Annotated in this window: 8 protein-coding genes; 5 read left to right on the forward strand and 3 right to left on the reverse strand. The window is 63.5% G+C overall.

Annotated elements, in window-relative coordinates:
• Nucleotides 1-2: 2 nt before the first annotated feature.
• The 3 genes from VMJ11_RS31735 to VMJ11_RS31745 form a co-directional block, all read right to left on the reverse strand.
• Nucleotides 3-1,133, reverse strand: a complete 1,131-nt coding sequence (locus VMJ11_RS31735) for an HlyD family secretion protein (RefSeq protein ID WP_325624929.1) — start codon at nucleotides 1,131-1,133, stop codon at nucleotides 3-5.
• On the reverse strand, nucleotides 1,130-2,626 hold the full coding sequence (locus VMJ11_RS31740) for a TolC family protein (RefSeq protein ID WP_325624930.1): 1,497 nt from the start codon (nucleotides 2,624-2,626) through the stop codon (nucleotides 1,130-1,132). Before VMJ11_RS31740 ends, VMJ11_RS31735 begins: the two co-directional genes overlap by 4 nt.
• Before the next feature lie 78 nt (nucleotides 2,627-2,704).
• Nucleotides 2,705-3,814, reverse strand: coding sequence for an AI-2E family transporter (locus VMJ11_RS31745; protein WP_414694538.1), 1,110 nt, complete (start codon nucleotides 3,812-3,814; stop codon nucleotides 2,705-2,707).
• Between the two features lie 528 nt (nucleotides 3,815-4,342).
• Between VMJ11_RS31745 and VMJ11_RS31750 the strand changes: the two genes are divergently transcribed.
• The 5 genes from VMJ11_RS31750 to VMJ11_RS31770 form a co-directional block, all read left to right on the forward strand.
• Nucleotides 4,343-4,858, forward strand: a complete 516-nt coding sequence (locus tag VMJ11_RS31750) for a potassium channel family protein (RefSeq protein WP_325624934.1) — start codon at nucleotides 4,343-4,345, stop codon at nucleotides 4,856-4,858.
• A 193-nt stretch (nucleotides 4,859-5,051) separates the two neighbouring features.
• Nucleotides 5,052-7,433, forward strand: a complete 2,382-nt coding sequence (locus VMJ11_RS31755) for a DUF3141 domain-containing protein (protein ID WP_325624935.1) — start codon at nucleotides 5,052-5,054, stop codon at nucleotides 7,431-7,433.
• Nucleotides 7,434-7,843: 410 nt separating this feature from the next.
• The gene (locus VMJ11_RS31760) at nucleotides 7,844-8,317 is read left to right on the forward strand and encodes a YMGG-like glycine zipper-containing protein (RefSeq protein ID WP_325624937.1); all 474 of its coding nucleotides are present in this window, start codon (nucleotides 7,844-7,846) and stop codon (nucleotides 8,315-8,317) included.
• A gap of 121 nt (nucleotides 8,318-8,438) precedes the next feature.
• Nucleotides 8,439-9,017 (forward strand): BPSL1445 family SYLF domain-containing lipoprotein, encoded by a 579-nt coding sequence (locus VMJ11_RS31765; protein ID WP_325624939.1) that lies wholly within the window; start codon nucleotides 8,439-8,441, stop codon nucleotides 9,015-9,017.
• A 103-nt stretch (nucleotides 9,018-9,120) separates the two neighbouring features.
• Nucleotides 9,121-9,611, forward strand: a 491-nt coding sequence (locus VMJ11_RS31770; RefSeq protein ID WP_325624940.1) for a hypothetical protein, incomplete at its 3' end; no start/stop codon positions are given.

Consider the following 9,611-nt stretch of genomic DNA (forward strand, 5'->3'; position numbering starts at 1 on the left):
GTTCAATAAAGATAGGAGAGCCAACTCATCAGCCGCAGGAACACCCTGCCGAGCGGATTGAGCGGATTGCCGGGGGCTGGAAACGCCATCACTTCGGCTTGTCCGCCCACACGCACGTTGTGCAGGCGCGCGCGCTCGTCCTTGTCGAACTCGACGACCACGGGAAAGCGCTGCGCGGGCCGCAGCCAGTCGCGGCTATTCTGTACAGTCGGCAGGCTGCCTGGCGGCGCGCTCTGGCCTACGCTCACCCCATAGCCGATGCTGCGTACGCGTCCCTCGAACACTTCGCCCGGCAGGGCGTCCAGTGCGATGGCAACGGGCGTGCCCGGTTGAAGGTGCCCCAGATTGTTCTCGGTCATGTCCGCGCTGACCCATACGTCGCGGATGGCGATGAGCGTCATGACCGGATTGCCGGCGGCCGCGAACTGGCCGACTTCGGTGCGCAGGTCGGTGATGACGCCTGCCGAGCGCGCCCGGATCCGTGTATTGGCGAGATCGAGCGTGGCCTTTTCCAGCGTGGCGGCCGCGCTGCGTAACTGCGCGTTTTCCGCTTCGTTGCCGCCCTGCTGCTCGCGCGCGCGCTCTACTTCGGCGCGGGCGGCCTCAACCTGACTCTGCGCCTGCACGTACGTTGCGCGCGCCACCTCGAGCCGCCGCAGCGATACCGTGCCTTCGTCTTCCCGATACAGCCTTTCCAGGCGGTCGCTGTCCTGGCGTGCTTTGACCTCGTTTGCGATTGCGGCGCGCAACGACGCGAGCGCCGAATCGATACCGGCCGTGCTCGCGCCAATCTGCTTTCGTGTGGATTCGAGGTCGGCGCGCGCCCGGTCCGCGGCAATGCGGTACGACTCATCGTCGATCTCGAACAGCACGTCGCCCGCGTTGACCTCCTGGTTGTTGTGCACGAGCACGCGCGTCACGCGTCCCGACACTTCCGCGGCAACGGGCACGACGTAGGCCTGGACGCGGGCCTGTTGCGTATAAGGCGTGAAGCGGTCGGCGAGGAGATACCAGATGAGGCTCACGGCGATCAGGCCCACGACCCACTTGAGCGCCTTGCGCGAAGGGTCGGGGCCAGGCGCCGGCTGCTGCTGCGTCGGCGGAGGGGCGGCAGGCTCGGTCGCGTTGCTCATCGTGGCGCAACCTCAGGCTGGCTATGGACGGAGGAAGGCGGCAGCGGCTCGTCGAGCAGGTCGCCCCAGTCTGTGCGTTGCTGCATCTGCGCGCGCGTTGCGGGGTCGACGAGCGGCTCATCCGAATACCAGCCGCCGCCCACGGCCTTGTAAAGCGCGATCAGACTGCTCGCTGCGTTGCCGCGATTGACGATGTACGCGTCCTGCTGGGCCGAAAGCGCGCGCTGCGCATCGAGTACGCGCTGGAAGTCCGAGTACCCTTCGCGATAGATCGTGTTGGCGAGCGTGAGCGAGCGCCTCGCCGCGCCTTGCGCGTCGTCCAGGATGGTGTCGCGCTGCAGCGCCGCGATCAGCGCCGTGGCGGCGTCGTCAGCCTCGCGCGCCGCCTCGCGCACGGTTTCCTGGTAGGCGACGATCAACTGCTGCAGGCGGGCATCCTGCACGCGCACGTTGTTCGTGATCCGCCCAAGATCGAAGACATTCCAGGTGATGCTTGGGCCGCCCACCACGGCAAGGGTGTTGGGCGAACCGGTGAGCGAGCTGGCGCTCCATACGAGCGAGCCCACGAGCGAAATGGACGGGTATAGATCAGCTTTCGCGACGCCGATCAGCGCCGACTGGGCTGCCATCTGCTGCTCTGCCGCGCGCACGTCCGGGCGACGCAGCAGCAAACTGGCGGGCACATCCTGCAGCACGGCACGGTCGACGAGCGGGACCACGCCTGCCTTGCCGGGCTGCACGTCGAGTTCCGGCAGTGGGCCCGGCGGCCGGCCAAGCAAAATGGAAAGCGCATGTCGCGCAACCGCAATCTGACTCTCGAATACGGGAATGCTGCTCAGCGTGCCGAGATATTGCGTCTTTGCCTGCTGGAGATCGAGTTCATCCGTTTCACCGCTCTTGAAGAGCTTTTGTGTGATCTCGTAGCTGCGCTTTTGCAGCTGGGCGTTTTCGTGCGCGATGCGCAGGCGCGCCTCGGTCGTGCGCAGCGTGAAATAGGTGTCGGCGACCTGCGCGTGCACGAGGACCAGCGCGTCCTCGCGGTTGGCCTGCGCGGCGAAGAACGAGGCGTCTGCCGACTCGATCGCGCGGCTGAAACGCCCCCAGAAGTCCAGTTCCCAACCGATGCTGTAGCCGAGACCGTACTGGAAATAGGCGCCAGAGCGCGTGTTGAAGCCGTCCGAGCGTTTGCGCGCCGAGTACAGCACATCGGCATTGACCTGCTGCACTTGCGGGTAGCGCCCCGCGAGCGCAACGCCCAACTGGGCGCGCGCCTCGATCACGCGCAGTGCTGCAATCTTCAAGTCGCCGTTGCTTGCATCGGCTGCCGCAATCAACTGGTCGAGATTCTCGTCGCCGAAAATCCGCCACCATCGCCGCACATCGGGTTCGACAGCGATCTGCGTGACCTGCTCGATCGGCTGGCTGCTCCAGTGTTCGCTCCAGCTCTCGTGCCGCGGTTGGAAGTCCGGGCCCACGCGCATGCATGCGCTCATGCACGTGCAGAGACAGCAGGCGCCGAGCGGCAACCAGTGAGGGCGCTCGCAGAGAAACACGGGGCGGCCCCGGCGGCATCAAGCCTGCTGCTCTTCCGGCGGGCGGACGGTTTGCGGCTGGTCCCTCACCCACCGCCAGAACAACTGATAGCCGACAGCGAGCATCACCGGCCCGATGAAAAGGCCGATCACGCCACCGGACACCATGCCGCCGAGCGCGCCGATCAGGACCACGGGCATGGGCACCGCGACCCCGCGGCCGAGCAGCAATGGCTTGAGCACGTTGTCGGCAAGTCCCGCGACGAACTCGTAGATCGAGAATACGATGGTCGCGGTGCTCACACCCTCGGTCACGATCACGAAGATGATGACGGGCACGGTGATCAGCGTGGCGGGCAGCTGCATGATGCCGATGAGCAGCACGGCGAGCGCGAGCAGGCCGGCGCCGGGAACGCCCATCACGATGAAGCCGATGCCGATCAAGAGCATCTGGATGAAAGCGATGCCAACCACGCCCTGCGCCACGGCGCGAATGGTGGCGGTGCAAAGATCGGCGATTTGCGGGCCGTTCTCCGGGCCCGAAATGCGCGAGGCGATCGATACCGCGCTGCGGTGGCCATTCTCGCCGTACGCCATGAGGATTCCCGCAACGATCAGGGATACGAAGAAAACCAGCAGGGCTGCGCCGAGGCCGGTGACCGTGCCTAGCACCGCGAGCCCTGCGGCCTTCAGTTGCGGCGCGAACCGCTGCATGACCCCGACGAGATCGGTTGAAGCCTGCAGCCAGAAGTCGTGCACGCGCTGACCGACCAGCGGCCAGCTGGCGATCGAATCCGCCGGCGGAGGAATGTGGAAGCTCCCGCTCTTCGCGATACTGATTGCATGCGAGATCGAATCGGCTACGGCAACGCCCATCAGATACGTCGGCGCGAGAATGACGCCGAACGCCACGAGGATGATGAGCGTGGCGATCAAGCCGTCCTTGTGCGCGAACGTGTGCCGCAGCCTGACTTGCAGCGGATAGAGCGTGACCGCGAGTATCACGGCCCAGACCATGAGGTTGAGGAACGGGGCGAAGATGCGGAAACAGAATATGGCCAGGACGGCAATGAGCGCGGCGCGGATCAGGACATCGAGCAAATCCCGGGACTGAGCCTCTTGCGTTCGTGTTGTAGGCATGGGCAGCATCGATTGTCTCCTCGCAGGTTGCCGCGAGGAACCCCCCGCGCAAACCAGGCTTGCCAAGGAGCCGGCGTTGGATGATTCGTGGCTCCTCTCGCTATCTGGCGAGGACATCGCCAGAACCCAGGTACTACGAGCAACTGTTGCTGACGTCGTACTCATTCCCAACAGGATCCCGCCATCGGACACATGGGTTCGCGATGTTTGCAGTCACCATTGAGCCGTGCAGCAAAGCGACCGCCAATCTGAGTCTAGGACACGCAGGGTTCGGCCTGCAAGACGTCGCGTCGATGTAGGGCCATGGTCCGCAAGTCAATCGCGGCGCTCATGGCTTACCTTCGCGAGTGCCGACCGTAATTGACAGGGGGGCGGACCACCCCGGCATCGCCGCGCGTTTCGCTGAGTTCCATGACGTCAAAGCCGCATCGGCCATATATGGGCCGATGGTCCTATAGAAAAACTGCGCGAGCGGTTGCACGATTCAGTTCGTGCTAACGGAGCCGCCAGAGGAAGGGGCATCGATGTCTGATGCGCATGGCGATGGACATTGAACGTTTGTCAGGCAGCCTGCGTAAGGCCGCGCTGAACGGCGCCACACTGTTGGCGCCCATCGCCGCGGGCTTTTTCGTGGTGCATCTATCCTATGCAATCTTGTCGCCCCGGGCCGACGCTATCCTCGACGGTGCGTTGATGTTCCTGCTTGCCGCCCTGGTGCTGTTGACTTCGCGCCGGATGTATCTGCTCGTGCAGCTCGCGGCGTTGGGCCTGCTGTTGGGCATGACCATATGGTCCTACAGCGACATCTATATGCGCCTCGGTATCGTCGAAGGTTCGTCGACCGTCGTTCACGACCGGGAGAGCTGTTTGTATTTCAGCATCATCACGTTCACGACCGTCGGTTACGGCGACTATCACCCCACACACGACGGCAGGATGGTCGCTGCCACGGAGGCTCTGACCGGTTACGTGTTCTTCGGCGTGTTCATTTCGATGCTCTCGACATACGTCGCAGTGCACAACCGGCAGGCGATCAAAGGGGACACCCCGTAACGAACCTGTCACACGCGTCTGCCAGGGTTCTGAGAGATCGTCCCCATGTGAGCCTTCGCCGCGAATAAATGCATTTTTGGAAATATTATTAAGTATTCCTTTCATCATATCGTTCAACGGAAGCTGTCTGCCTGGGCCGTCAGGGCAGCAGACGTGTCTTCTCCCATTCGTTCGCGGATCAGAAGGTGATGCAATGACAGACGTAGCCAATCAATATGCGCGTTGCCAGGAGATCGGCAGCAAGGTTGTCCGGCTTTTCGCAAAGCGCTCCGAATTAGCTCACTCGCAACTCAATCAGCGTCTGGCTGATGCGGCAGGGCGGCTCGGCGCCAACGTTGCATCGCCGTCTGGCAATCCGGCGTGGACCACTGCGCTGGATCCCTGGGCCGGCTACCGCTACGCAGTCGATGTCGTGGAGCGTTCGGTCCTCTTCTGGGACACGTTGCGCCAGCGCGGAAATGGTTTCGTCGATCAGGCGCGCAACGGTCTTCAACCGGTGCTGCATTTCGGCCATGAGCTCGTCGTCGATGGCCGGGCGCTACTGCGGCCGGTCAACTATGCGCTCGTACGCCTGTTACCTCCCGAGGGCACGGTCATCGACGTTAGCAAGCGTCCTTATGTGATCATCGACCCGCGTGCGGGCCACGGTCCTGGCATAGGTGGCTTCAAGGACGATTCGCAGGCCGGTGTTGCACTGAAAGCGGGTCACCCTGTGTATTTCGTCGTCTTCTTTCGTGATCCGGAGCCTGGCCAGACGCTGCTCGATGTCTGCGCGGCTGAAGCGCAGTTCGTGAGAAAGGTGTGCGATCTGCATCCGGACAGTCCGAAGCCGGCAATCGTCGGGAATTGCCAGGGCGGCTGGGCCGCCATGATGCTGGCGAGTTCAGACCCGGACCATACGGGGCCGCTCGTCATCAACGGTGCGCCGATGTCTTACTGGAGCGGTGCGTGGAGCGAAGGTGAGGGCGACAATCCCATGCGCTACTCCGGCGGCATGCTGGGCGGCACCTGGCTTGCGTCGCTGACTGCGGATCTCGGGAACGGCAAGTTCGACGGCGCATATCTCGTGCAGAACTTCGAGAATCTCAACCCCGCCAACAGCCTGTGGGACAAGTACTATCACTTGTTCGACAACATCGATACTGAGCCGCCGCGCTTCCTCGATTTCGAGCGCTGGTGGGGCGGCTACTACTTGATGAACCGCGAGGAGATCGAATGGATCACGCGCAACCTGTTCGTCGGTAACAAGCTGTGGTCGGGCGAGGTCCGGGGTCTCGACGGGGCAGCGTTCGATCTACGGGAGATCAAGTCGCCGATCATCCTGTTCGCGTCGCTCGGCGACAACATTACGCCGCCCCAGCAGGCATTCAACTGGGTTGCCGATATCTATGGAAGCACGGAGGAGATCAAGGCGAGAGGTCAGGTAATCGTCGGGCTCGTGCACCAGACCATCGGCCATCTCGGCATTTTTGTTTCGGGCAAGGTGGCGAAGAAGGAGCACCGGCAGATCGCATCCGTGCTCGAAGCGATCGAAGCTTTTCCTCCCGGTCTTTATGGCATGGAAATCGCCGAGCGCACAGGCGAGGGCGGGAAGACGGAGTACGACGTCTCGTTCCGGGAGTACCGGCTCGAAGATATCGCCGCGCGTCTGAACCGGTTCGAGCGCATCGATGAGCAGCCGTTCGAGGCCGTCAAGCGCGTATCCGAGATGAATCAGCGTGCGTACGAGCTATTCTTGCAACCCTGGGTACGCGCCCTGTCGAACGACGCGACCGCAAACCTGCAACGGCAGTTTCATCCGCTGCGCGCGCAACGCTGGATGTTTTCGGACATGAATCCGTGGCTTGCATGGCTTGGGCCGACCGCGCAAGCAGTCAGGGCGAAACGGCATGGCGAAGCCCACGAGGAAAGCCGTTTTAGGGAGTTCGAGCACTATGGCTCGGAAATGATCAGTGCTTCGCTCGACTTCTATCGCGCGATGCGCGACGCCATGACGGAAGGCGCGTTCTTTTCGCTCTACGGAAACCTGTTCTCCATCGATGACAGTGAGCAGGCGCAAGCGAGGCCCGCCGGGGCGGCAGCGGATCGACGTGATTTGCCCTTCGTGAGGGATGCGTTGGCGTCGATGAACGAGGGCGGCTACACCGAAGCGCTTGCTCGTGTCGCTTGCCTGCTCGCTCGTCGAGGCGAGCCTCTTCCGTTGGCGCGGCTGAACCTGCGGCACGAACTCGCGAAGGACTACGCCGCGTATCTGCCCCAGCTTCCGGGTGACCAATGGAGGCGCGTGCGCGGTGAGCAGGAAATCATCGTACATTACGCGCCGGATCAGGCACTCGCCACGCTCCCGTATCTGTTAAGAGACCAGAAAGACCGGGAGAAGCTGCTTGCGCTGGCTGAAAAGCTTCTCGCGGACAGGCGTGTGCAGGAAACGGAGCCGACCGCGACCCAGCTCAGCATGCTCGACTCGATCCGTTCGTCCCTGCCGTTGGAGCGTGGAGCCGCGTCACGCTCAGCAGCGTCGATGGATCCGCTCGCGCAAGCGCGCCTGACACCCGGACTCAAGGAGGCGTCGTGAATCGCGAACACGAGAAATCGGAGAGACTGATCGCCTTTGCTGGTCTTTACCGCCGCTAGCCATGGCTGTGGTGCAGCTCTGCGATCGAAGGTCTCTCGAAGGCGCGTAGCAGGGCCTCGATCGTAGGCGTGCGCAGTCCCCCTGCCTGATTAATCAGCGCAGCCTTCGCCACTTGGAAGCTGCCTCGCCCGGGCGCCCGCGGTCCGCCGCGGGCGACAGTAGGACCATGGTCCGATTGTCTTTCCGGCGCATATACCACATGATTTCTATGGACAACCACCTGGGCCGCCACGGAACCGTGTCCGCCCAGGCTTCAGCGCCTGGACGGCGCCCACGCTATCGTTTCCGAGCCACCTGCCGAGCGCTTCAGTCCTGATAGGCGAACGCTTGCACGTGCACGAGGCATTGATATGGATACCTACATAATTGGCGGAGCCAGGGTGCTGTGTGCAGGCGCATTGCTGATCGCAGCTGCCGTGCAGGCCACGCCTGTCGCTTATCCGGCAAGAGGGCAGAGCGCACAGCAACAGCAGAAGGATCAATCGGCGTGCTATTCGTGGGCGAAGTCCAACACCGGTATCGACCCGGCCACGGTTGCATCGACGCCGCCGCCGCCTTCGGGGCCCGCAGTCGGGGGCGGAGAGCGCGTCCAGGGCGCGGCGCGCGGTGCGGCGGGCGGTGCGGTGATCGGCGCCATCACGGGCGATGCCGGCAAGGGCGCGGCCGTTGGCGCGGTGGGCGGGACGATGGTGGGCGGAGCGCGGGCGCGTCGGAACCAGCAGGCTGCGCAGGCGAACAGCCAGGCGCAGACGCAGGGCGCAATCGACACGTTCAATCGCGCATTCTCTGCTTGCATGGAAGGGCGTGGCTACACCGTCAGGTAGCGCCGGGCGTGCTCGAAATCAAGCGCGGGGCGGGACGGCAGCCCCGATTCGTTGCACGCGGCGATCGATACGCTGCGCGCGTTTGCAGGATCTGGGCTCGCAAGCTCAATGGAGGACGACAATGAAGCGACGGATTTTTGTGCTTACAGGGGCCGCCGCGGCCGCGCTGGCCGTCGCGGGTTGCAGCACGACTACGAGCAGCGGCCAGAGCAGCGAGACCGATGCATCGAAACGGCAGGAGATCAACGCTTCCGTGGACGGCGTGCTGTCGAGGCTATTCTCGACGGTGGATGGCTCGCGTGAACTGGTTTCCAAGGCACAAGGCGTACTTGTGTTTCCGTCCGTCGTGAAAGCGGCCTTCATTGTCGGCGGAGCATACGGCGAGGGCGCGTTGCGCGTAGGCGGAAAGACCGTTGGCTACTACAGCACGGCGGCTGGCTCGTTCGGCTTCCAGGCAGGGGCCCAGTCGACAGCCATCATCTTTCTCTTCATGACCCACGATTCGCTCGACGAGTTCCGCAATTCGGCGGGCTGGTCGGTTGGCGGCGACGTTGCCGTTTCGCTCGTCAAGGTCGGTGCGAATGGCTCGATCGATACGAGAACCGCGACAGCACCGGTCTCGGTGATCGTGATGACCAACACGGGTCTGATGGCGGATGCGTCGCTCGCCGGTACGAAGGTGACGAAGCTCAACCTGTAAAGCACAATCGCGGCATCGCTCGATGCCGCGCCATGCGACGCCCGGGGGGCAGATCGCGGTCGCCGCGAGCCTGTGGGGTGTCGCTGTCCGAACGGAGGGAGCGATGTCGTACGTCAAGTGGGTTGTTTCAGCAGCGATCGTCGCCGTGGCGCAGCTCGCCGCGGCCCAGGGGCAGATGTCCGCCAATGTGACGCGCGAGCCAGGAAAGGCCACCGCATCCGGCATGCACAAGGTGACAGCGACCGTCGACAAGATCGATCCCGATACACGCACCGTGACGCTCAAGCGCCATGACGGCAAGATGGTCGACGTCGAGCTCGGGCCCGCGGTCAGAAACTTCGATCAACTGAAGGTTGGCGACGTCGTCACCATGACTTACAAGGAGGCCCTCACGCTGAGCCTGAAAAAGGGCGGCGGTGGCGAGACCTCGATGCAGGAGACGCCTTCGATGGCGCGCGCGGCAAGCGGCGCGAAGCCCGGCGGCATGGTGGGGCGCGAGGTCAAGGTCACGGCAAACGTGGTCGCCGTCGATCAAAAAACAAAAACGGTCACCTTGCAGGGCCCCGAAGGCGGGACCATGGACCTGAAGGTCGA

It is taken from the genome of Paraburkholderia sp. (assembly GCF_035501035.1).
Taxonomy (GTDB): Bacteria; Pseudomonadota; Gammaproteobacteria; order Burkholderiales; family Burkholderiaceae; genus Paraburkholderia.